This window comes from Mesorhizobium captivum, assembly GCF_033977165.1.
Lineage (GTDB): Bacteria > Pseudomonadota > Alphaproteobacteria > Rhizobiales > Rhizobiaceae > Mesorhizobium > Mesorhizobium captivum.
Window position 1 is genome coordinate 120,412 of sequence record NZ_JAVIJB010000008.1, and the last position, 25,431, is coordinate 145,842.

The window sequence follows — 25,431 nt, forward strand, 5'->3', positions numbered from 1 at the left end:
TGGCAGCCTCGCCGGTGATCACAGCCTCGCCCGTACGAAGCACAGGCAAGCTGTCCACGATGCCGCTTAGACTGTCGGGTAGGGCACCCTGAACCTTGCTACAATCCGACGAGTTGGATAGGCGCAGCGAGAAGAAATTGGCGTTGAAATCACGAGCACAAAACTTTGACCGATCAGGGAGATGGCTCTTCGTCCCTCACAGAAAGAATTGTCGTCGTTAGATCAATAAGTTAGTGTGCCTTAAAATGATCGAGTGGTGATGATTCAACGTACTTCGCGACCTATCCAGATCACGTCGATGTCACCGAGATCGAGATCTCGCCGCAGCAAGCGGCTGGCGGCCAAACATTCAAATCGTCAAACGCCTAATAAGGCGGAGCTGGGAAGCCCTGACAACCTCGCCCGGACGTCTGGTCCGGGCGATTATTCTGGCCAGATATGGACCGCCGTGTCGGGGCTGGCGAACTTCCGTCAGCCAGCCATCCAGCCGCCGTCCACCATCAGGTTTATGCCGTTGACATAGCTCGCCATGTCGCTGGCAAGAAACAGTGCTGCTCCCGCAACGTCGGTTGGGGTGCCGAGACGCGGCCAGGGCGTGCGGCGGCGCGAATAATCGAGCGCGTCGGGATCGTTGGCGACGCCGGGCTTGCCGGTAATGATCTTGCCAGGGGCGATCGCGTTGCAGACGATGAGATCGTCGGCATGGTCGACTGCGATCTGCCGCGTCATCTGCACGATGCCGCCCTTGCTTACCGAATAGGGAAAATCCCCCGGGCAAGCGACCATCCCATGCTGCGAGGAGACGTTGATGATGCGGCCGCGCACCTCGTTGACCGGCGCCTGGGCGAGCATCTGCATGACCGCGCGCTTGGAGCAGTAGAAGAAACCCGTCAGGTTGACACCGATGACACGGTTCCATTGTTCCGGCGTGGTCTCGACCAGATTGGTGCTGGTGTAGATCGCGGCATTGTTGACCATGACGTCGAGCCGCCCGAACCGCGCAACCGTCGCGCCGATCAGCGCATCGACGGCGTCCCAGTCCGAGATATCGGTTTCGACGAAGATCGCAGTGCCGCCGGCCAAGCGGATCATGCCGACGGTGCCCTGGCCGCCTTCGATCGGCAGCTCGACCCTATCGGCGATGACGACGCTTGCGCCCTCGGCCGCGAAATTCAGCGCGATCGCGCGGCCGATGCCGGAACTCCCTCCGGTGACAACGGCAATCTTGTTTGCAAGCAGGGCCATGGCTCTCAGCTTTCCCGGGTAACGATGTTTCCAAATGTCGGACCGATGAGCTTTCCCGCGCGCACGATCTCGCGGCCGCGCAGGAAGACATTGGTCAGCCGGGCGCCAACGGTCCAGCCGTCGAACGGCGTGTAAGCCGCTCGGGAGACTTGCTCGGCATTGGAGATGGAACTCGACTGGCGCGAGTCGAGGATCAACAGGTCGGCGTCGTAGCCGGCTGCGATCCTGCCCTTGCGCCGGCCGAGGCCGAAGCGCTCGGCCGGATTGCGGGCGCACATGCGCACCAGGTCCGGCAGCGCGATTAGCCCGTCGTCGACCAGCTTCAGCATGGTCGCAAGCAGCGTCTGCAATCCTGGCATGCCGCCCGGGATGTCGGCGAAAGCCGCATGCGGCGCTGTCTTCTCGACCGGCGAATGCGGCGCATGATCGGTGGCGACGATGTCGATCAGTCCGCCGCTCAACGCGGCGCGCAGCGCCTCGACATCCCGCGAGGATCGCAAGGGCGGCGAGGCCTTCAGATTGGCGCCCTGCGTCTGGTAATCATCGGCAGTGAAGAACAGGCTCTGCGGCGTCGTCTCGACGCTTGCGTCGGCGATGCCGCGCAGCCGGCGCCATGTTTCGACGCCGAGTTCGGAATTGATCTGCCGGATATGGATTTTTGTCCCGGTCGAAGCGGCAGCCACGAGTGCCCGCGCGATGCCGCCGGCTTCCGCCACTGGCGACCGGCTGTCGAGGAAAGCGGCGATGCTGCCCGAGCGGTCGCGCTCGGTGCTGCCCGACAGGATCGATTGATCGCCCGGCGAAATCCCGATCAGCGTGCCGGCTTCCCCAAAAGCCTTCAGGACCTCGGCGACGGCATCAAGCGATGCGAACAGGAAGGCGTCCGGCACATCCGCGGTGAACAGCTCGAAAGACACCGGCGAGAGATCGAGCAGGCCGGCGATCCGCGACAGGTCGCGGCTGACCACGGCCTGCAGGCCGACGTCGACATGGATGCGGCCTTGCGCCATCTTCATCTTGTCGGCGAACTGCTCAGGCGTGGCCGTCCACGGTTCGTCGGTCGGCATGTCGAGCACCGTCGTCACGCCGCCAAGAGCCGCCGCATGCGTGCCGGAGGCAAAATCCTCCTTGTGCGTCAGGCCAGGCTCGCGCAGATGCGCGTGCGCGTCGACCAGGCCGGGCAAAAGCAGGCAGCCCGCCGCGTCGATGACCGTTCTGGCCTCCGCCGCTTTGCCGGCAGCGATGACCGCTGAGACCTTGCCGTTCGCGATACCGACATCCCAGCGGCTCGGCCCCTCGGCGTTCACCACTGTCGCGCCGTGGATCAGCGTCTCGAACACGTCGCGGCTCTCCTCTCAGCCGCGCTGCTCGAAGCGGGCACGGTTGTCGAGCCAGAAGCGTGCAATGTCCTCGCGGTGCATGAAGGCGGCGCCGGTGCTCTTCCGGACATGTTCGATCACCTCGCGCAGGCCCGAAGCCCGATTGGGCTGGCCCATCCAGCGGGCATGGATGCCGATCGTCAGCATGCGGCCGCCGGTCTCGTCCGCCTCGCCGAGCATATAGTCGATCGCCGAGCGGCAATCCTCGGCGAAGTCGCGCGGATTGCTGTAGCCGGGAGCCACGAGATAACGGCTGTCGTTGAGCGTTTTGGAATAGGGAACGATCAGGATCTCGGTGCCCCGGTGGTCGAGGAAATAAGGCAGGTCGTCGTTGCAGGGATCGGAGTGGTACAGGAAGCCGCCTTCCTCGACCAGAAGGTCGCGTGTGTTGACGCTCGGCAGCGAGCGGCAGTTCCAGCCCAGGGGGCGCCCTCCCAGCAGCTTCTCGTAGAGAGCAACGGCCTCACGCAGATGGCGTTCTTCCTCGCCTCTTTCCATCGTCGTGTAGTCGATCCAGCGCAGGCCGTGGCCGAGCAGGTCATGCCGCCGGGCCTTCATCCACTCGACGAAGGCCGGATTGCGCTCCAGCGCCACAGCGCAGGCTGAAATGGTGACCGGGATATCGTGGCGATCGAACAATCGCGCCAGGCGCCAGACGCCGGCCCGGCTGCCATATTCGAAATGCGTCTCGGTGCCGAGGTCGCGCACCGGTGGGCTGCTGGTAAGATTGTATTCGCCCCAATTGTCGTTGCGGCCGTCTTCCACCCAGGAATATTCCGAGCCTTCCTCGTAGTTCAGCACGAGGTTGATGGCGAGCTTGACGCCGCCTGGCCAGACGACGAAGGGTGGATGCGGACCGTAGCCGACGAAATCGCGTGGCTGCGCAAACGGGAGATCGGTTGGCATCGGTGCCTTCCTCAGGTTTCGTTGGCGGCGATCCAGTCCATGTAGGCGTGGAACGCTTCCTTGCCGGGACGCGGCCGCCATGCGGTGTCGCGCAGGATGCGGGCAATGTCATAGGCGCCCCACATGCCGCCCTTAAGTCTCGCATCCTGGACGATGTTGGCGTCATCTCCCGGCGTCACCTCGGCTTTCAGCCCGGGCACGCGCTCCCTTGCCCAGCCGATGATCTCGCCGATGGTCTGGCTGGAGCCGGAGCCGATATTGTAGTGGCGGTAATTGAGGTGCTGAGCATCGATCAGCGCGAGGATCGCGGCGGCAACATCGGTCGAGGCGATGTAGTCGCCGACGGGTTCCAGGCTGTTCGGCCTGATCGTCTCGCCGGCCAGAGCCATATGCGCGACGCGGTTGGGAACATGGCGAAAGTTGCGGCTCTCGGTCGCGCGGTCCATCGGGCCGTAGACGGAAGCAAGCCGCACCGAGATCGCCGACAGGCCGAACAGGTCGGCATAGCGGTTGGCGACCATCTCGGAGGCGAATTTCGAGATGCCGTAGAGCGTCAGCGGTGCGACATACCCGTCTTCCGGCAGCGGCTCGCCGCCCCAGTCAGGCCCATTGTGGCGGTAGACGGAACCGGAACTGACATAGACGAAGCGCTTGAGACCCGGCCTTGCGCGCGCCCAGTCCAGCATCCGCACGGTGCCCATGAGATTGACGTCGACGATGCGGGCCGGGTCTTCGGCCTCCGGCTGACGTTTTGCCTCCGAGGCGCTGCCGCGCGAGATCGGCGTGATCGTAGCGCCATGCACGATTGCCGTGATGCCTTGCTTGTCAAGCTTCGCCGACCAGGCTTTCTGGTCGAGGATATCGGCGGCGATCAGTGTGAGCCGATCACTCACCGGTGCGAAGTGCTTTTCGGCTGCCGCGTCCAGACCGGACCGGTCGAGGATCACGGCGCGGGCCTGCGGGTCGCGCTCCAGCCATGCGCGCGCGACCACGCTCATGACAAAACCGGTGCCGCCGGTGACGAGCAGCGTCATGGGAACTCCTTTGAGAGCGGGCGAACCATTTTCGGGTCAGCGCGTCGCATAGCCGCCGTCCACGAGCATGTCTGAACCGGTGACGAAGGACGCGTCCGACGACAGCAGGAAGGCTGCCGCCGAGGCAATCTCGTCGGGATCGGCGATGCGGCCGAGCAGATGGGCCGGACCGAGGCCCGCATTGGCCGCCTCGAAATCCGCGAATCTGCGCAGCAGGCGCGTCGTCGCCACGGCGCCGGGCGACAGGCTGTTGACGCGCACCTTGTCGGCGGCATGATCGACGGCCATCGCCTTGGCGAGGTGGATCAACCCGGCCTTGGCGGCGCAATAGGCGACGGCCCTAGTGGTGGCGACGCGTCCGAATTGCGAGCCGATGAAGACCACCGAACCGCCGCCGCTGGCAGCGATCGCCGGCACGGTGAACTTGCTCATCAGAAAGGCGCCGGTCAGGCCGACATCGATCTCGTGCCGCCACGCGCCTTCGTCGAGGTCGACGACGGTGGCGCTGGTCGAGGGCGCGGCGGCGTTGTGCACTAGGCCGTCGAGGCGGCCGAATTTTTGCCGTGCGAATTCGACGGCGGACCTGGCGGACTCGATCTGCGTCACATCGCATTGGCAAGCGGCCGCGGAAGGGCCGAGCGCTTCGGCAAGCGCGCTCGCCGGATCGAGACGGTAATCGGCGCAGACGACCCTTGCGCCTTCACCAATGCAGCGGCGGGCGATCGCGGCGCCGATCCCGCTCGCCGCGCCCGCGATCAGGACGACGCTTCCCTCAAGTCGGTTCATGGCTGCATCCACCATCAGACTTGCTCCTCGATGGCTTGCATGGTTGCGACGGCGACCGGCCGGCGCAGCAGGTTATAGCAGGCAGCGAGCGTCACCAGCACGGCACCGCCGCCGAGCAGCAGGAACATGGCCGGCGCTCCCATATGCTCCATCAGCCCGGCGGAAATGCCGGGCGTCGCGACATTGCCGATCGAATAGAGCAGGAGCAGCGTGCCGGAGGCGCCGACCATGTGCCGGCTGTGCAATTGCGAGGCGCCGAACGCCATCGCCACCGGATAGACGGTCAGCGCCGTCGCGCCATAGAGGAAGAACAGCACGAAGAGCACCGGCTCCGAAGAATTGCCGACCCAGGCGATCGCGGCGCAGAGCGTGACCGACAGCAAGCCTTGGACAAGCAGTATGATCCGCCGTTCAAACCGGTCCGACAACCAGCCGACCGGCGTCTGCGCCAGCATGCCGGCGATGCTTATGGTGGTGACGAGTCCGACCGTCGTCGCCGCCGGCAGGCCGATCTGGGTGCCGTAGATCGGGGTCAGCACGAAGACGTTCATGTTGGTGATGCCGCCCTGGAAGATGGCGACGACGGTCACCGGCGCCAGCCGGAAGAGCGCCAGCGGGCCGAGGCGTTTGACCGGTCCGATCGTGCCCGCCTGGTCCGGATTGGCGGGCGTCGTGGGCAATGCCGGCCAGCGTCCGCCGGTGAATTTGGAAATCAATGCCAAGAGCACCATCACGGCCGCGACCGAAAACAGATGCGGCGATTGCGGGCCGACCAGCGCGACGAGGAGTTGCCCAAGCAGCACCGCGATCGCCGTCGTCAGCATGTAGAGCGAGAACATGCCGCCGCGACTGTGGTGTTCGGCGTAGAGATTGATCCAGCTCTCGCAGACGACGAACAGCGAGGCCATCGCCAGGCCGCCAAGCAGGCGGAAGCAGATCCAGCTTGGCAGGAAATCGGTGAAGACAAAACCGGAAGCCGCCAGCAGCGCAAGAACGAGGATGGCGACGAAAGTGCGCTCGTGGCCGTACTGGGCGACCGCCGGGCGCGTGACCAGGCATCCGATGAGGAAGCCCACGGGATAGGCGGTCAGCACGATCTGCACGACCTGGGGAGAAATGCTAGGCTTGCCGAGATGTAATGACACGGCGGTGGTCAGCATGGCGCTGCCGATGCAGGCAAGGCAGATGCCGACCATGATCGGCAACATGGCGCGAGACCGCTCTGCGTTTTGCCAGAGCCGCGCAGCGGATTGAGCGATCGACCTCATGGATGCGGCTGCGGTGGCTCCCCTGGCGGCACCGTTGACCGACGGCAGCCCAAGCAGAAGCTACACGCTGCCGTGGTTGCCACAAACGAAGATTGACGCGGCTATGGCTTGATTTTTTTTGGCCATCGCAGTGAAGGAAAGCGGCATCTCCACGCGCGCCGGGCTTTACAGCCGTTTTGCACCCTCCTTACCATAGGCAAAAGCCAAAATCTTGAGAACCAGCGGAAGGGAACAGCATGACGATCGAACGCCTCGAAAACGGGCAGCGCTTCTGCCGGGTACTCCGCTACAACGGCACCGTCTATGTGGCCGGCCTGACCGCCGATGATCTTTCCGGCGACACCACCAGCCAGACCAAGCAGATCCTGGCCAAGATCGACGCGCTTCTCGCCAAGGCCGGCAGCGACAAGTCGAAGCTGCTCAGCGCGCAGATCTGGCTCCGCGACATCGCCGATTTCGAAATGATGAACGCGGCCTGGGACGCCTGGATCGACAGGAGCGCCATGCCGGTGCGCGCCACGGTGGAAGCGCGGCTTGCCGGCGACCAGTATCGTGTCGAGATCATGATGACGGCGGCTGTCGGCTGAGCCGGCCGGCGAGGGCAATCCGATTGGACGAGCTGGCTAATGCATGAGCTGGTGATCAGAGGCGGGCGCGTGGCGCTCGACGACGGCTGGGTCGAATGCGACATCGGCATCGACGATGGCCGGATCGCCGCCATCGGCAAGGCCCTCTCCGGCGAGAAATTGATCGATGCCAGCGGACGTTGGGTTATGCCTGGCGGCATCGACGCGCATTGCCACCTCGACCAGCCGGTCTGGGGCGGGGCGGGCAATGCCGACGATTTCGAGTCCGGGACCATCTCCGCCGCCTTTGGCGGCACCACATGCATCGTGCCGTTCGGCATGCCCGGACAGGATATGACGACCGTCGGCGCCATCGACCGCGCGCTGGAGCGCGCTGCGGGACGGGCCGTGATCGACTACGGGCTGCATGCCGTGGTCACCATGGGCACCGGCGCGGATGTCGAGGCCCAGCTCAACCAGCTTGCCGGGCGCGGCATCGCCTCGGTCAAGCTGTTCATGACCTATCAGGGTTTTGCCGTCGACGACGATCTCTTCTTCAAGGTCCTCGACGCGGCAAGGCGATTGGGCTGGATCGTCATGGTCCATGCCGAGAACGACGCCGCGATCCGCCGCACGCGCCAGCGGCTGATCGACCTCGGCCGCACCGACATCCGCTATCATCTGGTCGCCCACGGCGAGACGATGGAGCGCGAGGCGACCCATCGCGCGCTGGCCTTCGCCGAGATGACCGGCGCGCGCATGACCATCGTTCACGTCTCCTCCTGGCAATCTGCCGAGGAGGTGGCACGGGCGCGAACGCGCGGTGTCGATGCTGTCGCCGAGACCTGTCCGCAATATCTGTTCGTCGGTGCCGCCGACCTCGACCGTCCGGCAATCGACGCGGCGCGTTTCGTCTTTTCTCCGCCGCCGCGCTCGCCGCGCAGCCATGAACATCTGTGGCGCGAGTTGATCGGCGGTAGCATCGACCTCTGGTCTTCCGACCATTCGCCATACTATTTCGCCGACAAGATCGGCCGGTCCGAAACGCCCGGCTTCACCACGACGCTGAGCGGCATTCCCGGCATCGAGACGCGCCTGCCGCTCTTGTTTTCGGAAGGCCTCTTGACCGGCCGCCTGACGCTCGAGCGCTACCTCGACCTCACCGCGCGCAATGCCGCCTCGATCTACGGGTTTGCCGATCGCAAGGGCAGCATCGCGGTCGGGCTCGACGCGGATCTTGCGCTGTGGGATCCGACGGTGCGCTGGACGCTCGGGCACAAGGCGCTGCATTCGCGCGTCGATTTCACGCCCTATGAGGGCAGGAGCGTCACCGGCAAGCCGACCGCTGTACTGGTGCGCGGCGTGCCGGTGATTGCAGATGGCGAGCTTCGGGCGCAGCCGGGCTTCGGGCGCTTTGTGGCGCGGACCGCCGCCGATCCCGTGCTTTCCGCAAAACCAGTCGAGGATTGGACACCATGGCTCGATGCCTGACCATTGCCGTTTGCCAGATCGGACCGATCCAGCGTAGCGCTACGCGCGCCGAGACGGTCGAGCGCCTGGTGCATCTGCTGGAAAAGGCCGCGGCGGCCGGCGCCGAGATAACGGTGTTCCCGGAAATGGCGCTCACCACTTTCTTCCCGCGCTGGCGCATCGACGACCAGGCCGAGATCGATGCGTTCTTCGAAGCCTCGATGCCGGGACCTGAGACGCAGCGCCTCTATGATGCGGCAGCGCGCCTGAAAATTGGCTTCGCGCTGGGATACTGCGAACTGACGCATGAAGACGGCCGCACGCGTCACTTCAACACGATGGATCTTGTGGGGCCGGACGGCGCCTTCATCGGCCGCTACCGCAAGATGCATGTGCCAGGTTCGAGCGAACCGGAAGCGGGCACGACCACCCATCTCGAACGCCGCTATTTCGAGCCGGGCAATCTCGGCTTTCCGGTCTTCAACTATCGCGGCGTCCGCGTCGGCCTCGCCATCTGCAACGACCGCCGCTGGCCGGAAACCTATCGCATGCTCTGCCTCAATGGCGCCGAGGTGGTACTGCTCGGCTACAACACGCCGCTTTTGCTCGACGAGGCGCCGGCGCTGGCGCATCTCAGAATGTTCCACAACCATCTGCCGATGCAGGCCGGCGCCTACCAGAACACGTTCTGGATTGGCGCCGCCGCCAAGGCAGGCCTGGAAGACGGCCAGGCGCTGATCGGCGGTTCGTGCATCATCGCGCCGACCGGCGAGATCGCGGCGCAGGCGATGTCGCTCGACGACGAGGTCATCGTCCATCGCGCCGATCTGGATCTCATCGCCACCTGCCGGAAGGTGAATTTCGACTTCGCGCTCTATCGCCGACCGGATCAGTACCGCCGCATCGCGGAACCGGTCTGAGATCGCAATCGGAATGGGCATCATTGAAGCCAGTCGAACGCAAGCTACGGCGCCACGGGCCGATCCCTTGTCGCTCAGCGAGATCGTCGAGAACGGTCTCTGCATCGGTTGCGGTCTTTGCCTTTCGATCGCCGTTCCCGAAGCGGTCGAAATGGTGATGACGCCGGAAGGCCGTGAGCGGCCGGTGGCGAGTCAGGCGTTGGACAGAGAGGCACTGGCTCGGATCAACGCCGTCTGTCCGGGAACGCGCATCGCCGGCACACCACCGGCGCAGGTTAGCCAGGCCGCCTTGATGGACACCGTCTGGGGACCTGCCGAACGGCTTGTGCTCGGCCGCGCGGCGGAGCCCACCGTTCGTTTCGTTGGCTCCGGCGGCGGGACGCTGACGGCGCTCGGCCAGTTCCTGCTCAGCTCCGGCCGCGTCAAGTTCATCCTGCATGTCGCGGCGTCGCAATCCATGCCGATGCGCACGGAACGCCGGCTGAGCTTCGACGCCGCTTCGGTGCTCGAAGGCGCCGGCTCGCGCTACGGGCCGGCGGCGACCCTGGTGGATTTCAACGATATTCTCGATCGCGGCGAGCCTTTCGCGCTGATCGCCAAGCCTTGCGACGTCACCGCCGTGCGCAACCTGGCGCGGCTCGACCGCCGTGTCGACGAGCACATGCGCTATGCGCTCGCCTTCGTCTGCGGCGGCGCCTCGGATCTGACCAAGTCGGAACAGGTGCTGCAGCGCTTCGGGCTGAGCGAGGACGAACTGACCCTCTTCCGCTACCGGGGGCACGGCAACCCCGGCCTCAACCGGATCGAAACCAGAGACGGCCGCGCCTTCGAGATCAGCTACCGGCAGCTCTGGGAGGACGAGGACAAATGGATGATCCAGCCGCGCTGCAAGATCTGCCCAGACGCGATCGGCCAGGTGGCGGACATTGCGGTATCGGACGCCTGGCTGAATGGCGGACCGGCGGTCGAGGACGAGCCGCTCAACGGCATTATCGTGCGGACAAAGCGCGGGCTGGAGCTTTTCGACGCGGCAGTTGAGGCCGGCGCGCTGCAGGTCAGGCGCGAGACCGGCTTTGCCGAGCTCAGCGAATTGCAGTCGCACCAGGTGCGCAAGCGGCGCGCCGTATGGGCGCGGCTGAAGGGCATGGCAATCGCCGGCAAACCGGTGCCTTTTGTCACCGACCTCGCATTGCGCGATTGCGCTTCGCAGAATTCGCTGGCCGAGAATCTGGCCGAAGGCCGTGGCGCCCGCGACCGCGCCCGGCGCGGCCGCCTGGGCGAGCCACCTGCCGCGTCGCGCGGAACAGTCTTGGGGGATCCATGAGCGAGCAGACCGAAGTGATTATTATCGGCGGCGGCATGGCCGGCGCTGGCGCTGCCGTCGAGATTTCGCGCGACAGAAAAGTCGTGCTGCTCGAAAAGGAGAGCCATTGCGGCTACCACACCACCGGCCGCTCGGCGGCGAGCTTCACCGAGAATTACGGCAATGGCGTCATCCGCCGCATCGTGCTCGCTAGCCGGGCGTTTCTCACCGAGCCGCCTGCCGGCTTCTGCGATTATCCGCTGCTCAGCAAGCGCGGCATGATCACGGTGGCGCGCGCCGATCAGCTCGATCTCTTGCGCGAGGATCTGGAGGCCGCGCAGGCCCTCGTTCCTTCGATCGTCGCGATGACGCCGGCCGAGGCAATCGCGCGCGTGCCGGTTCTGCGCCAGGACTACCTTGCCGGCGCTTATATCGAACCGCACTCCATGGACATCGACGTCAACGGCCTGCACCAGGGTTTTCTGCGCGGCGCGCGGGCGCGCGGCGCGCGCATCGTCACCAAAGCCGGGGTGAGAGGCATCGGCAGGCATGGCGGCCAATGGCGGGTCGAGACGGAGGCGGGGACATTCCTTGCGCCGCTGATCGTCAATGCGGCCGGCGCGTGGGGCGACGAGATCGCGCTTATGGCAGGTGTGCGTCCGGTCGGTCTGCAGCCGAAGCGTCGCACCGCCTTTAATATCCCCGCGCCGGCCGGTCTCGACATTACCGACTGGCCGCTGGTCAACGATGTCGGCGCCGAGTTTTATTTCAAACCGGATGCGGGGCAGCTGTTCGTCTCTCCGGCCGATGCAACGCCGTCGGCGCCGATGGACGCCTATGCTGAAGACATCGACGTGGCGATCGGCGCCGAGCGCCTCGAACGGGCGACCACGATCGAGGTGCAGCGCGTCTCGCGTTCCTGGGCGGGCTTGAGGACCTTCGTCGCCGACGGGTCGCCGGTGGTCGGGCCCGATGATGAATTTCCAGATTTCGTCTGGCTGGTCGGGCAGGGCGGCTATGGTATCAAGACCTCGCCGGCACTGTCGCGCGTCTGCGCCAGCCTGATCGCCGGCGGCGGCCTGCCGGACGATGTCGCAAGGCAAGGCGTGTCGTTGGACGATCTCACGCCGCACCGGCTGCGGAGCGTCGAGCCCCAATCCGGGCGGGCCGCGTCATGAGCCATGCCGCGCTGACGACCGGCGGCAGGCTGGCCGGGCGCCTCCTGGAGACGCTGGCGCAAGCCACCGCGGATGCGCCGGGCATCACGCGTGTCGCTTATGGACCCGGCGAGCGCTTTGCTCATGGTCTCGTGCGGGAGGAAGCGGAAAAGCTAGGCGCGACGGCACGCGTCGATGCCGCTGGCAATCTCTACCTCACACTCGGCGGCCGCTACCCGGGTTTGCCGGCGATCGTCGTCGGTTCGCATCTCGACAGCGTGGCGCATGGCGGCAATTTCGACGGCGCCGCCGGCGTCCTGGCCGGGCTCGCGGTGATGGCGGAGTTGATTGAACAAGGCATCCAACTGCCGCGCGATCTGATCGTGCTGGCGACGCGCGCAGAGGAAGCCGTGTGGTTTCCGCTGTCCTATCCGGGCAGCCAGGCGGCGCTTGGCCTGCTCGATCCTCGGGCACTCGAAGCGAAGCGGTCAGACAGCGGCCGCGCGCTGGCAGACCATATGCTGGAGGAAGGCTTCGACCCCGACGCCGTGCGGCGCGGCGCGCCTGGTATCGATGCCGGCCGCATCGCGGCTTTTGTCGAAGTGCATATCGAGCAGGGACCGCGCCTGGTAGCTGCCGGGGCGCCCATCGGCATCGTCACCGGCATTGCCGGCGGGTTCCGCTATGTCGATGCGAAATGCCTCGGCGCCTATGCCCATTCGGGCGCCGAGCCGCGCTTTGCCCGGCACGACAGCGTGCTCGGCTTTGCCGATCTTGTCGCTGGCCTCGAAGCGGAATGGGACGCGCTCGAACGTCAGGGGCATGAGGCCACCATCACCTTCGGCCGCGTTCAATCCGATCCCACCCAGCATGGCGGCAGCCGCGTGCTCGGCGAGCTCGGCTTCACGCTCGATGTGCGCAGCGCCGAGGCCGCCGTCCTGGAACGCATTGAGGCAAGGCTGCATGAGATTTTCGCCGAGGTCGGCGCCAGGCGCGGCGTCACCTTCGAGACCGGTCCCCGATTCACCTGGGAGCCGGCGACCATGTCGCCGGCCCTGATCGCGAGGCTGGACCGGGCCGCCACCGAATTGCGGATGCGGGCGCCGCATGTGCCGAGCGGGGCCGGGCATGACGCGGCCACCTTTGCCGGTGCCGGCATCCCGACCGCCATGCTCTTCGTGCGCAACGAGAATGGCAGCCACAATCCGCATGAGGCGATGGAGATCGCCGACCTCGACCAGGCGATCCGGCTGCTTCGGCATTTCGTCACCGAATTCGACAACCCCTTGGATCAGCCATGAACCTTGCCAAGACGGCTTTGCTCGTCATCGACCTGCAGAACGAATATCGCCCCGATGCAGCCTGGCCGGTCATCGGCTACGACGCGGTGCTCGCCAACGCTGTCGCGCTGATCGAAGCCGCCCGCAAGGCGGGCGTACCGGTCATCCACGCGCAGGCCTGGGTGAAGCCGGAAGAGCGTGAAGGCTACGCACGGCAGGAAGAGATCCTGACCGAGGAATTCCGATCCGCGGTGGCGGGCAGCGACGGCGCCGCGATCTGCGCCGAGGTGGCGGCGCTGCCGGGCGACATCGTCATCCACAAGCACTGGCCGAGCGCCTTTCGCCGCACCGACCTTCCGCAGCGGCTCGCAACGCTCGGCATCGAGAACCTCGTCGTCGCCGGCGTGCTGACCGACAGCTGCGTGACCGAGAGCGTATTCGACGCGGTCTATCAGGGCTTTCGCGTCTGGCTGGTGAAGGAGGCCTGCGGCAGCATGACGGAGGCCATGCACCGCACCGGCATGCTCGACATGGCGAACCGGCTCTATGGCGGCGGTATATTGCGCCTGCCGGAGGCGCTGAAGGCGCTCTCGGGCCAGCCTTTCGATGGCTGGCGCTGCACGCGTCCTGTGGAGTTCGCCTACACGCTGGAGACCGTCGACCGGATTTATGAAGCGCTGTGATCGGCGCCGCAGCCGCATGCGCCCCTGACGACCGTATTTGAGGCCGAGGGCTTGAGGACCGCGCCCGGCAGCGCCCCGGTCGCCCTGCCGCCGCGCCAGACCGATACGCCGTTGACGAACACATGTTCGATGCCGGCGGCGGGGCGCCTAGGTTCCTCGAAAGTGGCGGTGTCGATGATCGTCTCGGGATCGAAGATCACCAGGTCGGCGAAATTGCCCTCGGCCAGGATGCCGCGCTGCTGGATGCCGAACTCCCGGGCCGGCAGCCCGGTCATGCGGAACACCGCCTCCTCCACGCTGAACAGGCCGACATCGCGCGCATAGTGCCCGAGAACGCGCGGAAACGTGCCCCATAGCCGCGGATGCGGGTGGATGTCGTGCGGCAGGCCATCCGAGCCGATCATGGTGCGCGGATGGGCGATGATGTTGCGGACATCGGTCTCGTCGAGTTGGAAGTAGACGGCGCCGGCCGGCAGCAGCCGCTCACCCGCTTCGCGCTCGGTGCAGTTCCATTCCCTCGCGATGTCGGCGATCTCGCGTCTCGCCATCTCCGGATGCGGATCGGACCAGGTGACGAGGATCTTCAACCCGGTGTCGCAGCGCTCCAGCCGAAGCACGGTCGAGCTCGCGGCATAGGGATAGACGTCCATGCCGATGTCCATCGTCTCGCGCGCCCGGTCGATCCGCTCCAGCGACGGGAGGCTCTTGCCGAAATTGGCGCGGCCGGTGCACTGGTGATGCGAGATGAACAGCTTGCCGCCAGCATGATCGGCGATGTCGATCGCTTCCTCGATCGCTTCGTCCATCGTCTCGAAATAGTTCCGCGTGTGGGTGACATAGGGACCGCCGAGGCCTGCCGCCGTGGCGGCGAGCGCCTTGACCTCTTCGGTCGATGAGTTAACAGCCGGCGGATAGTCGAGCCCGGTGCTGAGGCCGAACGCGCCCTCGGCCATGGCTTCGGCGACCGCCTCCTGCATCAGTGCCGTTTCCGCTTGGTTGGCCGGCCGGTCGGTCACCGGCATGCACCGCTGGCGCAAGGTGGTGTGGCCGACGAGCAGGGCCGCATTGGTGGCGATGCCGCGCCGCCTGAGTTCGGTGACGTAGTCGGCAAAGCGGTCGAAACGGAAATTCTCCCGGCCGCCGACCAGCGTGAAAGGCGGCGGCGGGGTCCTGTCGAGGAGGAGGGGCGCGAGGCTGACGCCGCAATTGCCGGCGATCACCGTCGTCACGCCCTGGCTGATCTTCGGGTCCATGCCGCGCGGCGCCAGCAGCGCGCCGTCGTCATGGGTGTGCACGTCGATGAAGCCGGGCGCGACCAGCTTGTCCCTAGCGTCGATTTCCTCGATGCCCTGAGCGTCGCCGAGCCGACCGATCGCCGCGATCCTGTCGCCCGAGACCGCGATGTCGGCCTCGAAAGGTTTCGAGGCGTCGCCGGCTATCAGCGTCGCGTGACGAATGACGAGATCATAGGGCATCGGGCAGGCTTCCTAACTTTCCGGATTGGCGGCGATCTCCTCGCGGCGGCGCGCGACATAGGCGTCGAGCTCCTCGCGGATCGCGGGATCCATGGCCGGTTCTTCGTAATCGTGCAGGGCCTGCTGCCAGAGTTCCGTGGCGCGTTCCAGCGCATCCTTGCCGCCGGCCTCCTGCCAGGCGCCATGGTTCTGCCAGTTGGAGAGCATCGGCTGGTAGAAGGCGTTGGTGTAGCGCGACATGGTGTGCTCGGCGCCGAAGAAATGGCCGCCGGCCGGCACTGACTTTATCGCCTCGAAACCGAGGTCGTCTTCCTGGAAAGGCAGCGGCCGCAGGAACTCCATCATGTTCTGCAGGATCTCGACGTCCAGTACGAGCTTCTCGTAGGACGCCGTCAGCCCGCCCTCCAGCCAGCCGGCGGCGTGGTAGATCAGGTTGGCTCCGCCAAGCACCGCGCCCCATGTCGCCATCTCCGTCTCGTAGGCCGCCTGCAGGTCGACGACGTTGGAGGCGTTGGCGTTGGAAGTGCGGTAGGGCAGGTTGTAGCGCCGCGCCAATTGCCCGGCGATGATATTGGCCTTGGCATTCTCCGGCGTGCCGAAGGCAGGTGCGCCGGACTTCATGTCGACATTGGAGGTGAAGGCGCCATACATCACCGGGGTGCCGGGGTTGACGAGCTGAGTCAGCACCACGCCGAACAGGGCCTCCGCGTTCTGCTGGCAGAGCGCGGCCGCGAGCGTCACCGGCGTCATCGCACCCATTAGCGTGAAGGGCGTGACCGTCACCGGCTGCCCGTGCTCGGCCATCGCGATCAGGCCTTCCGCCATCGCATCGTCGAACAGGCGCGGCGAGTTGATCGAGATGATCGTCGTGACACCCGGCGAGGCCCGCATCTCCTCGACGCTGATGCCGCGCGCGATCGCCATCATATTGATGCCGTCCATGGCCCTTGCGCGGCCGATCGCGGTGCAGTGGAAGCTGAGATCGCTCAGCGTCAGATTGGCGTAGTAGGTGTCGAGATGACGCGCATTGGCCGGCAGCTCCATCGGCGCCACCACCTGGTTGCCGATGATGTGGATGGCGTTGAAGTGGTGCGCAAGCCGGATGAAGTTCTGGTAGTCGGGGAGATTGCCCTGGCGACGGCCGTTGATGCGGTCATGCACGTTGGGCGGGCCGGCGACCAGCCCGAAGACCAGCGAATTGTCGCCGAGATGCACCTGCTTTTCCGGATTGCGGCTGGTCAGCGTGAAGGACGAGGGAACGTCGCGCAGGGCCTCGGTGACCAGGCTCTCGTCGATGCGGATAGTTCGCTCCTCGCGGTCGACGATGGCTCCGGCGGCGGCGAAAAGGTCCATCACCTTCTCGCTCATGACACGGATGCCGAGCTCGGACAGAATGCGCATCGAGGTCTTGTGCAGTTGTTCCATGCGGTCGTCATCGAGGAGCTGCATCGGCGGGTAGGGGTTCTTCACACTCTGCCATGGCAGTTGTGCGATGCCACCGCCACTGCGTCCGAGCTTCGATCTGCGACCACCGCCGCGCCTGTCCTGTGACATCGGACTACTCCCTCCCGACCTTCAATAGCCGCGTTCCGGATTGACCACGTTTTCCAGCGGCTCGCCGCGGCGGTAGCGCGCCAGATTGTCGGCGAACATGCGCACCGACTTGATGTCCCAGCCCTCATAGACCGCCGCGCAATGCGGCGTGACGGCGACGTTGTCGTAACCCCAGAGAGGGTGCTCGGCAGGCAGCGGTTCTGCGGTGAAGACGTCGAGCGCCGCTCCCTTGATGCGCCCGGCATCGAGCGCCGCCAGCAGTGCGGCTTCCTCGACGACGCCGCCGCGCGAAATGTCGATGAGGACGACGGACGGCTTCATCGCGGCGAAGGCTGCTTTGCCGACCAGACCGCGCGTGGCGGGAAGCAAAGGCACGCAGCAGACGATGAAATCGGCGCGGCCGATCAATGCCAGCAGCGCGTCGGGGCCGTGCACTTCGTCGAGGCAAGGCATCGGCTTCGGCCGCGCGCGGATGCCGAGCGTGCGCACGCCCATCGTCTGCGCGCGGCGCGCGACGGCCTCGCCGGTCTTGCCGAGGCCGATGATGAGAATGGTCTTGCCCTCGATCGGCTCGACGCGGCCGCCGCCCCACTGGCGAGCCTGCTGGCGGCGCTCGAAACCGCGCAGGTCGAGTGAGAAAGAGAGGATGGCGCCCAGCGCATATTCCGCCAGCATGCCGGCGGCGACGCCGGCTGAATTCGTGACCGTCAGCCGCGCAGGATCCCAGCGACCGAGATGGTCGGTTCCCGAGCCGCCGATCGACACCCACTTTACCGTCGGGCTCTCGGTGACAGCCTGGCGCGGGTATCGCGGCGTTCCGTCGAAGCGGATGGAATAGACCACTTCCGCGGCGGTCCGTTCGATCAGCGCGGGGAGGCCGGCGTAGGTGTCGCAGGGATGAACCTCGAGGTCCGGATGCGTCTCGCCAAGCACCGCTATCGCGCCGTCCGGCTTGTCCGTGTGCAGGATGACGGTTGGGCGCGCTGACATTGCGACCTCAATTACGGCCGATATGGTCGGCGCCGCTGCCGAGCGCCGCAAGCAGCGCCTGCCCGCTCTCCAGCGTCGCGTTCTGGTGCGGCGCGCGCAGGTCCAGCCAGCGCCTGTCGCCGGAGCGAACCGCAAGCACCGCCTTCATCGCCGGGATCAGCCCGCGGTCCTGGATCACCTTCCGGAACGCCTTGATGGCGGCATCCGCCTCGGTGACATCCTCGCCCTTCAGGGCGGCGTCATAGAGGCGGCGGATGGCTGCCGCGTTCAAATTGACCGTGGCCGAGATGCAGCCGGCCGCGCCGCTGGCTAGGCCCTTGGTGAGCTGCGCTTCCGAACTAGGGAAGACCGCGACATCGGGCGCGGCGGCGATGACCGCGGCCGTATTGTTCCAGTCGCCGGCGCTGTCCTTATAGGCGACGACCGTATCGGGAAATGCTTTGTTCAGCCGGGCCGTCAGGGCAGGGCTGATCGCCACGCCCGAGTTCTGCGGGATGTGGTAGAGGATCACGCGCATCGAAGGTTTTGCTACCTTCTCGATCAGCTCGCTGTAATAGCGCGCCTGACCGTTGTCGCCGGCGCCGGTGTAGAAGAAGGACGGCAGGACCATCACGGCGGCACAGCCGAGGCCGACGGCATGTGCCGACAGCTCGACCGTTTCGGGAAGCGCGGTGACGCCGGTGCCGGGCATCAGCCGGTCCGGCGCGATGCCGGCCTCGACCAGCCATTCCAGCGCCTGCATGCGCTCACGCAGCGAAACCGACAGCGCTTCGCCCGTCGTGCCGAACGGTGAGAGGAAATGCGCGCCCTGGCCGAGCACCCATTTGGCGTGGGATACCCAGAGATCGCGCGCGATGCGGCCGTCGTCTTCGAACGGCGTCAGGATCGGAGCGATGGTTCCTTGCGGGCGGGTCATGAAGATCCTCTAGGCATGATGCTGGTCTGTGTTGTGCCTGGCCACCGCCGCCACGGTTCGGGCGAAATAGGCCGAAGCGGTGATATCGAAGAGTATGTCAAAACCCCTTGACGAGCGGAACATGACGGCTTCGATATGGCCGACGCGCGTCTGGGCAATGTCGCCGACGCCGAATTTTCCGGCTCTGAGATCGAGCGCGCAAAGCCTGCTCATCGCCTCGGTAAGACGGGGGCCGGAAAGACGCATCCATGCCCAGCCTTCCTCGCGCCATGACGAATAGCCTTTCGGCGCGGCATCCGCTTGCCAGGCGCGTTTGATCTCGGCGAGAACATCGCCCGCACTCTCGGCAAGCAGCAGGATATCTTCGTTGCCGAGGCGCAGGACCCGCATGCCGCGATGGTCGTCGATACGATTGACGGCGGGCAGCGTAACGCCTTGCGCGGCAAGCCAGGCGGTGCTGCCGCCACCTTTCAGGCCAAAGCGCGGCGTTGCTGTCACGTCCGTCAGCTCGATCGCTCTGGAAACCAGTTCCGTGCCGTTCGCCGCGCCGCCGGGCATGAACGGATAGATGCGGGTTGCGGTGTCAGCGGAAGCCGCCATCTACATCTCCTGCCGCGCGTTGGTCGGATCGAAGAAGGCATGTCCGGCCACAGCGACCTCGACCAGTTCCCCGTCGCGACACTTCACCGTCACGCGGCTGCCTTCCGCCTGGTCGTCGACATGGACATAGGCAAGAGCAACGTGATGCCCAAGCGACGGCGAGTATCCGACCGACGTGACCTGGCCGACAGCTGCGCCGCCACGCAGCACGAGACAGCTTTCACCGGGAATGTTCCTGGCGTTGGCGGGGAACCGCAGGCCGACCAGCTTGCGGGCCTGCCCGAGCCTTGCACGCATCTCGATGGAGCGCTTGCCGACGAAGAACGGCTTCTTCTTCGAGACCGCCCAACCGAAGCCGAGCTCGTCCGGCGTGGTGATGGCGTCGGTGTCCTGCCCGATCAGAATGTGTCCCTTCTCCAGCCGAAGGATGCGCGAGGCTTCCAGCCCGTAAGGCCGCAAGCCGTGCGGCCTGCCTGCGGCCATCACGGCATCCCAAAGCGCGGGTGCGAGGCTCGAAGGACCGTGCAGTTCGAAGCTCAACTCGCCGGTGAAACCGATGCGCATCACCCGCACCGGCACGCCAGCGACGACCCCTTCGCGACCGCTGAGATAAGGGAAGGCCTCGCGGCTGAAATCGATGTCGCTGTCCAGCGCCTCAAGAACTGACCGGGCCTTGGGGCCGGTAACGTTCAAACCGGAGAATGCGCCCGTAAGGTTGAGGACATCGACCTTCAGGCGCCATTGTGTGTTCCAGAACAGCATGTCGGCATAGACACGTGCCACCGCGCCGGTGGTCGCCGTCACATAGAACCGATCCTGCGCGATACGATAGGCGACGCCGTCGTCGACCACCGAGCCCATCTCGTTGAGCATCAGGCAGTAGCGGACGCGCCCGGTGGCCTGATTTGCATGAGCCATCGTGTAGAGGCGGTCGAGGAATTCGCCGGCATCTGGCCCGCGGATCTCGAGCTTGCCGAGCGTGGAGACGTCGAGCAGGCCGACGCCTTCGCGCACGGCGAGGATTTCTTCGCGGATCGCCTTTTCAGCGCTCCTTGCGTCGCCGTAGTAATAGGGCCGCCACCAGGCGCCGACTGGCTTCATCACGGCGTTCAGCGCGAGGTGCCTCGCATGCAGCGCAGTGCGGCGCTCCAGTGGTTCGTGATGTCCGGCGAGCACGCCCAGCGTTTCCGGCCCGACCGGAGGGCGGGCCGTGGTGATGCCGACCTCGCCCACCGTCCGGCCCGTCGCTTCGGCGACGATCCTGGCGGTCGCCAGCGCCGAATGCCGCCCCTGGCTCGGCCCCATGCCGACAGTGGTGAAGCGTTTGACCAGCTCGATCTCGCGATAACCGTCCTTGGTCGCGTTCTGCAGATCCTTGACCTGCAGGTCCTCATCGAAGTCGACGAAGTCGCGTCCCTTGGGATCGGCGACGATCGGCTGCGCATAGCGTGGCTGGGCGCTCTTTGGACCGTCCGCCGGAGGTTCTTCCACAACCGCATGGCCAAGCCGGGAAAGCGCCGACCCAGCCGCGCGACGGCCGCTGTTGATCGCGTCCTGCAAGTCGTCCGCTCCGGCGACAGCGCCGGCAAGGTGGACTGGACCCGTCGGGAGCCTGAGCTTCATCGTTCCCGTGGCAGCATCGTAGCCGACCTTGCCGCCTGCCTGGCAAGGCAGCTGCCACGCAGGCACCTGGCCGACCGAGACAGCCAGCAGGTCGCAATCGATCCAGCTTCCGCCGACGCGGACGCGGGCAAGATGACGGTTTCCGGCCGTGCCTTCCGCCGCCTCGACCGTCACGGCTTTCCGGATGGCGACGCCTTTGCTGTGCGACACGGCCTCGAATGGGCCGGTCTGGCCGCCCGATGTCGGATCGGCGACCATCATGACCGAAACGCCCGCCTCAACAAGGTCGAGCACGACCCCATAGGCTTCGTCGCCGGTGGCTAGCACCACGGCCTTCTGCCCGGGGCGCACCCCGTAATGGCGGATGAGGCGCTGTGTGGCGCCGCCGAGCATGATCCCCGGCAGGTCGTTGTTGCGGAAGACGGCCGGCTGCTCGATCGCGCCGGTCGCCAGGATCACTTCGCGGGCGCGGGTGCGGTGGAGGCGGTCGCCTTCGATCAGCGGCAGCCAGTTGTCTTCGTACCAGCCGTTGCAAACCGTGCCGGTCAGCACCCTGAGATTGGACAACGCCTCGATCCGCGACAACAGGCCCGGGAGGAATGCCGGATCGTGGCGGCCGTAGGTCAGCGATCCGCCTATCTCGCGGTTTTCGTCGCACAGCACCACATCAGCGCCGGCCTGGGCGGCGGCAATCGCGGCGCTTAATCCCGCCGGCCCGGCGCCGACGACGAGCACGTCGCAATGCATATGCGTCTTGTGGAAATGCCGGTGCGGAGCCTTGGTGTCGACCACGCCCAGGCCCGCCTTGCGGCGGATGATCGGCTCCCAGGTCTTCAGCCAGCTGTCGCGGCGCGGCCCCATGAAGGTGCGATAGTAGAAGCCGACCGGCAGGAAGCGGCCGAACCTGTCCATGATCGCGTCGCGGTCGCGATCGAGCGAGCCGTTGACGTTCTGCGCGCTGACCTGCAGCCCTTCGCTGATCGGCGTGCGCTCGGCGGCGGCGTTGGGCTCGAAAGGCAGTTGCACCAATGTGTTGGCATCGGCTCCCGTCATCGAGAGGATGCCGCGCGGGCGATGGTACTTGAACGAGCGCGACAGCACCCACTGGCCGGAAGCGGCAAGCGCGCTGGCGATGCTGTCGCCGGCATAGCCTTCGAAAGGCTTACCCTCGAAGCTGAAGCGAATACGGCGGCTTCGATCGATCCGGCTTCCGAAAGGGGCAGGCAGCCGGGTCATGCACGGTCCCGCTGCTCGGAAGCGTCGAAGGTGCGGATGATCTCGTTACTGGCGAGATCGCGCTCCGCCAGGAAGAAATAATTGCTCGGCACGTGCCGCCACCACTCGACCACGATCCCCTTGCGATTCTCGGCGCGGAAGAGATGGCGCGACCAATCCGCATCGGCGGTAAGGTCCGGATCGAGCCTGGCGCGCACCGGCCCGAAGGACTGGAACTCGTCGATGTTGCGCGGGCCGTTCATCGGGCAGGTGAGCAGTTTCATGATCGATGTAGGTTCATGTCAGTGACTGGCGGCGGTCGCGCCCATCTCATTGAGCAGCCGGAAGGTTTCGAACCGCTCCAGCGCGAAGGGTTTCAGGATATCGGGCACGCGGCCGTCGGCTATTGCTTGCGCCATGCGCTTTCCGGCGACGGGCGTCGCCTTGAAGCCCCAGGTGCCCCAGCCGCAGTCCAGCCACAGATTGGCCAGCGGGCTCGCGCCCATGATCGGGCTGTAGTCGGGCGTCATGTCGGTGATGCCCGCCCATTGCCTGAGCAGCCGCACGCCCTGCAGGAAGGGGAAGAGGTGGACGGCGCCTTCGGCGAGGTGCTCCTTCATGTCGAGCGTCGAGCGCGTCGAATAGAGCTGGTAGGGATCGGAGCCGCCGCCGATGACGACCTCGCCGCGCGAGGACTGCACGAGGTAGGTGTGCAGCGAGACCGAGGAGACCAGCGTGTCGAGCCAGGGCTTCAGGGGCTGGGTCACCATCGCCTGCAGCGGGTAGCAGCGGATGGGAAGCTCGACGCCCGCCATCATCGCCACGTCGTAATTCATGCCGCCCGTGGCGATCAGCACCTGTCCGCAGGCGATGCGGCCCCTGTTCGTCTTGACCGCTTGGACCCGGTCGCCGGTGACCACGAAGCCCTGCACCTCGGTGCGCTGGTGGATCTCGACGCCGCGCCGCGAGGCCTGGGCGGCATAACCCCAGGCGACGGCATCGTGGCGCGCGGTGCCGCCGTCGGCATGCCAGAGCCCGCCGAGGATTTCGAGCGGACCGCCATAGTCCATGTTGATGAGCGGGCAGAGTTTCTCGACGCCCTTCTGGTCGACGACCTCGGTGCGCGTGCCCATATGCTTGCCCATTTCGGCGCGCATATGGAAGCTGCGCAGCGTCGCTTCGGTATGCGCCAGGGTGAGCTGGCCACGCTGCGAGAACATGACGTTGAAATCAAGCTCTTGCGACAGGCGCTCGAACAGCTCGACGCCTTCCTTGTAGAAGGCGATGCCTTCCGGCGTGATGTAGTTGGAGCGGATCGTGGTGGTGTTGCGGGCCGTGTTGCCGCCGGCGAGGTAACCTTTCTCAAGCACCGCCACGCTGGTTATGCCGTGGTATTTCGCAAGATGGTGCGCGCAGGACAGTCCATGCCCGCCGCCGCCGATGATGACGACATCGTAGGCAGGCTTCAGCTCGGGCGTGGCGGGGATGTCGCCTCTGATCGGATAGTCCCTGCTGAGACCGTATTTCAGAAGCCTGAGGGGCATTGCGCGCTCAGCCCAGGGTCTTGGGAGGATCGTAGAGCAGCGCCGAGAGATCGGAGAAGCGGCTGTCCCGGTCGTCAAGCGAGAGCACGGCGTCGCGGATCGCCGTCGCGCGAACCGGTCCCAGAACCGGCGCCGCGAACTCCATGTATTTGGCCTCGACATCCTGCAGCGTCATCGGTGCTTCCGGTCCGCCGCGCGCATGTACGTCGCCCGACATCAGCACGCGTCCATCGTTGGTCGAGATCACGACGTCGGCCCAGCGGCCTGCCGGGAAGCGGGCGCTGTGGCGCTCGGATTCGGTCACCGTGATGCGGGCGAGCATGTCCGCGACGCCTGCGTCTCCGAGCCCGACGCCGGAAATATGCTCCAGCCCGATACGCCCATGAATGATGTAGGTGGCGACGGCGAAGCGCAGGCTGTATTGCGCCTTCGAGGTCGTGTCGGGCATGCCGTCGAACAGCGTTGCCGCATAGTGGAAGCTGTTGACCTGGACATGGGCGATCTCGGACGGAGCAAGATTGTGCACGAGGCACAGTCCGCGCGTCGCATCGATCGCCGCATGCGCCCAGCGGCAGATCGGATAAGGCTTCACATATTGGTGCAGCGCCTGCCAGAAGACGCCGAGATCCTGCCAATGCGTGGCGATGTCCGGCGCCTCGACAGTGATTGCCGGAGCGCCGGTGAAGCCGCGTTCGGCCAGCACGACCGCCGACAGACCGACGAGGGCGCCGAGGCCAGAGCCGTCATGCAGCATCGTCGGCGTAGCGATCTCGCGCATCATCTGGCTGCGCGGGCCGTGATATTCGGCAATGCCGAGCGCCTCGCGCAATTGCGTTTCGCCGAGCCGCCGCAGGCGCGCGCCGAGGGCGGCCACACCCAGGGCATTCCAGGCGCCAGAGGTATGATAGTCGGGAACGGTCGCATGCAGCGCGATGCCAGCCCGACCGGCGACTTCGTAGCCGACGACCAGGCAAGCCAGCGCCTCCGGCCCGGTGAGGTCGGGCCTCGCTTCCGCCAGCGCGGCCAGCGCCGGCACCACCACAACGCCGATGTGGCCTTTGGTGGGGCTGTATCCGTCGTGACCGTCGAGATTGTCGATCTGGGTGGCCGCCGCATACGCCGCGCCCGCAATGCTGGCACGCCGCCCGTCGAACAGCATGCGGGCCAAGTGCTGCGGATCGCTGGAACCATAGAGCAGGATGGCGGCATCGCGGGCGATCCGGCCTGCTTCCATCGGTCCGGCCGCGATGGCAATGCCGAGTGTGTCGAGCAGAAGGTAGCGTGCCTGTTCCAGCACCGGCGCGGGGAAGACGGAAGCGGGACGCCGCAGCACGAAATCGGCAAGACGTGTGAACGTATCAGAACTGACGACAGGCACCTCACGCCGATATGACGGCACAGCCACGCGCTTATCTCCCCTGTCTGCTCACAACATCAATAAATTGGGTTCATCGTGCATTCACGCGATTAGTTTGGCGGCTTTGACCAAAAATATTCATGCCTTGTCGCTTGTCTGC

The 25,431-nt window shown here is 65.9% G+C and carries 22 protein-coding genes; 7 read left to right on the top strand and 15 right to left on the bottom strand.

Annotated elements, in window-relative coordinates; all coding sequences use genetic code 11:
- Positions 1–471 precede the first annotated feature (471 nt).
- Genes RFM40_RS09860 through RFM40_RS09885 form a run of 6 tightly spaced genes read right to left on the bottom strand, consistent with a single transcriptional unit; the run spans position 472 to position 6,558 of the window.
- Positions 472–1,245: an SDR family NAD(P)-dependent oxidoreductase gene (locus tag RFM40_RS09860; RefSeq protein ID WP_320277462.1), complete on the bottom strand. Its 774-nt coding sequence runs from the start codon at positions 1,243–1,245 to the stop codon at positions 472–474.
- Between the two features lie 5 nt (positions 1,246–1,250).
- Entirely contained in the window at positions 1,251–2,585 is a 1,335-nt protein-coding gene (locus RFM40_RS09865) for a dihydroorotase (RefSeq protein WP_320228903.1), read from the bottom strand.
- Between the two features lie 15 nt (positions 2,586–2,600).
- Positions 2,601–3,530: a polysaccharide deacetylase family protein gene (locus RFM40_RS09870; protein WP_320228904.1), complete on the bottom strand. Its 930-nt coding sequence runs from the start codon at positions 3,528–3,530 to the stop codon at positions 2,601–2,603.
- A gap of 11 nt (positions 3,531–3,541) precedes the next feature.
- Positions 3,542–4,564: an NAD-dependent epimerase/dehydratase family protein gene (locus tag RFM40_RS09875; protein ID WP_320228905.1), complete on the bottom strand. Its 1,023-nt coding sequence runs from the start codon at positions 4,562–4,564 to the stop codon at positions 3,542–3,544.
- Positions 4,565–4,600: 36 nt separating this feature from the next.
- Complete coding sequence (locus RFM40_RS09880) at positions 4,601–5,350, bottom strand: SDR family NAD(P)-dependent oxidoreductase (protein WP_320277463.1); 750 nt, start codon at positions 5,348–5,350, stop codon at positions 4,601–4,603.
- A gap of 14 nt (positions 5,351–5,364) precedes the next feature.
- Positions 5,365–6,558, bottom strand: coding sequence for an MFS transporter (locus RFM40_RS09885; RefSeq protein WP_320228907.1), 1,194 nt, complete (start codon positions 6,556–6,558; stop codon positions 5,365–5,367).
- Positions 6,559–6,854: 296 nt separating this feature from the next.
- Here RFM40_RS09885 and RFM40_RS09890 point away from each other — a divergent pair, with 296 nt between their 5' ends.
- The 7 genes from RFM40_RS09890 to RFM40_RS09920 are packed head-to-tail and all read left to right on the top strand — an operon-like array spanning position 6,855 to position 13,997.
- Positions 6,855–7,205 carry a RidA family protein gene (locus tag RFM40_RS09890; RefSeq protein WP_320228908.1) on the top strand — a complete coding sequence of 117 codons (351 nt, stop codon included), beginning with the start codon at positions 6,855–6,857 and terminating at the stop codon, positions 7,203–7,205.
- Positions 7,206–7,244: 39 nt separating this feature from the next.
- Positions 7,245–8,675 (top strand): dihydropyrimidinase, encoded by a 1,431-nt coding sequence (gene hydA, locus RFM40_RS09895; protein ID WP_320228909.1) that lies wholly within the window; start codon positions 7,245–7,247, stop codon positions 8,673–8,675.
- Positions 8,660–9,574 (top strand): nitrilase-related carbon-nitrogen hydrolase, encoded by a 915-nt coding sequence (locus RFM40_RS09900; RefSeq protein WP_320228910.1) that lies wholly within the window; start codon positions 8,660–8,662, stop codon positions 9,572–9,574. The genes hydA and RFM40_RS09900 overlap by 16 nt, the downstream gene beginning before the upstream one ends.
- A 13-nt stretch (positions 9,575–9,587) precedes the next feature.
- On the top strand, positions 9,588–10,898 hold the full coding sequence (locus tag RFM40_RS09905; protein ID WP_320228911.1) for a Coenzyme F420 hydrogenase/dehydrogenase, beta subunit C-terminal domain: 1,311 nt from the start codon (positions 9,588–9,590) through the stop codon (positions 10,896–10,898).
- Positions 10,895–12,055 carry an NAD(P)/FAD-dependent oxidoreductase gene (locus tag RFM40_RS09910; protein WP_320228912.1) on the top strand — a complete coding sequence of 387 codons (1,161 nt, stop codon included), beginning with the start codon at positions 10,895–10,897 and terminating at the stop codon, positions 12,053–12,055. The genes RFM40_RS09905 and RFM40_RS09910 overlap by 4 nt, the downstream gene beginning before the upstream one ends.
- Complete coding sequence (locus RFM40_RS09915) at positions 12,052–13,335, top strand: Zn-dependent hydrolase (RefSeq protein WP_320228913.1); 1,284 nt, start codon at positions 12,052–12,054, stop codon at positions 13,333–13,335. Before RFM40_RS09910 ends, RFM40_RS09915 begins: the two co-directional genes overlap by 4 nt.
- Positions 13,332–13,997 (top strand): cysteine hydrolase family protein, encoded by a 666-nt coding sequence (locus RFM40_RS09920; RefSeq protein WP_320228914.1) that lies wholly within the window; start codon positions 13,332–13,334, stop codon positions 13,995–13,997. The genes RFM40_RS09915 and RFM40_RS09920 overlap by 4 nt, the downstream gene beginning before the upstream one ends.
- On the opposite strand, the gene RFM40_RS09925 is transcribed toward RFM40_RS09920, so the two are convergent.
- Genes RFM40_RS09925 through RFM40_RS09965 form a run of 9 tightly spaced genes read right to left on the bottom strand, consistent with a single transcriptional unit; the run spans position 13,982 to position 25,319 of the window.
- Positions 13,982–15,472, bottom strand: a complete 1,491-nt coding sequence (locus RFM40_RS09925) for an N-acyl-D-amino-acid deacylase family protein (RefSeq protein WP_320277464.1) — start codon at positions 15,470–15,472, stop codon at positions 13,982–13,984. The two genes, RFM40_RS09920 and RFM40_RS09925, sit on opposite strands and share 16 nt — an antisense overlap.
- A 12-nt stretch (positions 15,473–15,484) precedes the next feature.
- Positions 15,485–17,026, bottom strand: a complete 1,542-nt coding sequence (locus RFM40_RS09930) for a trimethylamine methyltransferase family protein (RefSeq protein WP_320228916.1) — start codon at positions 17,024–17,026, stop codon at positions 15,485–15,487.
- Positions 17,027–17,047: 21 nt separating this feature from the next.
- Positions 17,048–18,016 (bottom strand): D-2-hydroxyacid dehydrogenase, encoded by a 969-nt coding sequence (locus RFM40_RS09935; protein ID WP_320228917.1) that lies wholly within the window; start codon positions 18,014–18,016, stop codon positions 17,048–17,050.
- Between the two features lie 7 nt (positions 18,017–18,023).
- On the bottom strand, positions 18,024–18,932 hold the full coding sequence (locus RFM40_RS09940) for a dihydrodipicolinate synthase family protein (protein WP_320228918.1): 909 nt from the start codon (positions 18,930–18,932) through the stop codon (positions 18,024–18,026).
- Positions 18,933–18,941: 9 nt separating this feature from the next.
- Entirely contained in the window at positions 18,942–19,532 is a 591-nt protein-coding gene (locus tag RFM40_RS09945) for a hypothetical protein (RefSeq protein WP_320228919.1), read from the bottom strand.
- Positions 19,533–22,391 (bottom strand): 2Fe-2S iron-sulfur cluster-binding protein, encoded by a 2,859-nt coding sequence (locus tag RFM40_RS09950; RefSeq protein ID WP_320228920.1) that lies wholly within the window; start codon positions 22,389–22,391, stop codon positions 19,533–19,535.
- The gene (locus RFM40_RS09955; protein ID WP_320228921.1) at positions 22,388–22,654 is read right to left on the bottom strand and encodes a sarcosine oxidase subunit delta; all 267 of its coding nucleotides are present in this window, start codon (positions 22,652–22,654) and stop codon (positions 22,388–22,390) included. Before RFM40_RS09955 ends, RFM40_RS09950 begins: the two co-directional genes overlap by 4 nt.
- A gap of 18 nt (positions 22,655–22,672) precedes the next feature.
- Positions 22,673–23,914, bottom strand: a complete 1,242-nt coding sequence (locus RFM40_RS09960) for an FAD-dependent oxidoreductase (protein WP_320228922.1) — start codon at positions 23,912–23,914, stop codon at positions 22,673–22,675.
- A 7-nt stretch (positions 23,915–23,921) separates the two neighbouring features.
- A complete protein-coding gene (locus RFM40_RS09965) occupies positions 23,922–25,319 on the bottom strand; it encodes an MmgE/PrpD family protein (RefSeq protein ID WP_320228923.1) in 1,398 nt (465 codons plus the stop codon).
- Positions 25,320–25,431 lie beyond the last annotated feature (112 nt).